General features: G+C 51.8%; 2 protein-coding genes and 1 pseudogene. All 3 read left to right on the top strand.

The window, feature by feature from the left end; genetic code table 11:
* The coding region (locus EAI83_RS16980) for a MobA/MobL family protein (protein WP_129976302.1) at window positions 1-996 on the top strand (996 nt) is incomplete at its 5' end.
* Between the two features lie 47 nt (window positions 997-1,043).
* Window positions 1,044-1,784: a CHC2 zinc finger domain-containing protein gene (locus EAI83_RS16975; RefSeq protein WP_014079457.1), complete on the top strand. Its 741-nt coding sequence runs from the start codon at window positions 1,044-1,046 to the stop codon at window positions 1,782-1,784.
* A pseudogene (locus EAI83_RS17420) lies at window positions 1,669-1,922 on the top strand (virulence-associated E family protein); the annotation flags it as partial. The gene EAI83_RS16975 and the pseudogene EAI83_RS17420, both read left to right, overlap by 116 nt.

Raw genomic sequence — 1,922 nt, 5'->3', positions numbered from 1 at the left:
CGGGAATATCTTCTTGATGAAGATGGAAACCGAATCCGGGATAAAAACGGCGATTATATGTTTAACGCTGTCCATACAACAGACTGGCATGAGCCGGAAACGCTGGAACACTGGCGGGAGCAGTGGGCGGCTGCCGTTAATACAAAATTTGAGGAAAAAGGGCTGGATGTGCGTATCGACCACCGTTCCTATGTGCGGCAGGGGCTTGACCTGATACCTACTGTCCACGAGGGAGCTAATGTCCGGCAGATGGAAGCAAAGGGCATCCGCACCGAGAAAGGGGAACTGAACCGCTGGATTAAAGCCACCAACCGGCTCATGCAGGATGTGAGGAAGAAGATCAAAGCCCTGTTTGTCTGGATGGCAGAGGTAAAAGAAGAACTTTCCAAACCGCAGACACCGAGCCTTGCCGACCTGTTGATCGCTTATTACAACCAGCGCAACGCAGGGGCATGGAGCAATAAAGCCAGAACCGGAAACTTAAAGCAGTTTGCCGAAGCCGTCAATTATCTGACGGAAAACAAGCTGCTCACATTAGAGGATTTGCAGGAGCGTCTTTCCTCTGTCAACGAAGAATTTGAAGCGTTAAGCGACTCCATGAAAAAGAAATCTGCCCGGATAAAGGAATTGCAGGAATTGATACGGGAGGGCGAGAATTACCAGCGGCTAAAACCTGTTCATACGGAATTGAACAATATCAAGTTTAAGAAACAGAGGGAGAAATTTGAAACATCCCACGATGCGGAGTTACGGCTGTTTTATGCCGCCCGCCGTATTCTGAAAGAAAAACTGGACGGAAAACCCATTGCCCTGAAAGCATGGAAACAGGAATACGCACAGTTAAAAACAGAGTATGCCGAACTGTCTCCGCAGCACAAGCCACTCCGGGAGGAAGTCATACGGCTACGGCAGGTGCAGAACGCCGTAGATACCGCACTGCGCCGGAGGGAGCAGCCACAGGCAGTACAGAGAAAGAAACATGAGATGGAGCTATGATATAACCGGCAGCTTTACCGCTACCAGTATTTTTATGGAGGGAGCATTTGAATGTATTTGAAGCGGTGAAACAGTCTGTTACCACCCGGCAGGCTGCTTCATTCTATGGAATCCGGGTGGGGAGAAACGGCATGGTCTGCTGTCCATTCCACAATGACCGCACGCCCAGCATGAAAGTGGACAGCCGCTTTTACTGCTTCGGCTGCGGGGCTTCCGGGGATGTGATCGACTTTGCCGCTTTGCTGCATGGATTGGGGAAACGGGAAGCTGCGGTCAGGCTTGCGGAGGACTTCGGCGTTTCCTATGAGAAATCCGGCAATGCGCCGCCAGATAGGAAGCGTCACAACAGGTCACAGCCCCGACAAAAATCAGCGGAGCAGAGATTTCAGGAAACGGAACGGTATTGTTTCCGGGTGCTATGCGATTATCTGCGCCTGCTGGAGCATTGGAAAACAGCACACGCCCCACAGCCGCAGGATGCCATCTGGCATCCTCTTTTTGTGGAAGCGTTGCAGAGGATAAGCTACACAGAATACCTTTTAGATATTTTGTTATACGGAGAAATAGAAGAAAAAGCGGCATTGATCGCCGCACAGGGAAAGGAGGTGCTGCGGCTTGAACAGCGAATTTCAGAGCTTGCCGCCGGAAACGCAGGAAGCGGTCAAAAGGACGATGGACACAATGGAACCGGCGCAGACACCGGCAGAAATCCGGGAAACATTAGAGGGGACGCAGAAAGGCGGCGTGAAGAACAGCATCCGAAACTGCCTGACGGTGTTCCAGCGTGACCCTCTGTTTCGCGGGGCGCTGCGCCTGAACCTTTTGACGGAGCAGATTGACATTGTGAAGCCGCTGGGCTGGGAGCGCACCAGTACCACGCTGACCGACATGGACATGAACTACCTGCTTTTGTATCTGGAAGAAAA

Origin of the sequence: Blautia sp. aa_0143, from assembly GCF_004167315.1 — a bacterium.
GTDB classification, from domain to species: Bacteria; Bacillota; Clostridia; order Lachnospirales; family Lachnospiraceae; genus Blautia_A; species Blautia_A fusiformis.
This window is presented reverse-complemented; position numbering and strand designations above follow the sequence as displayed.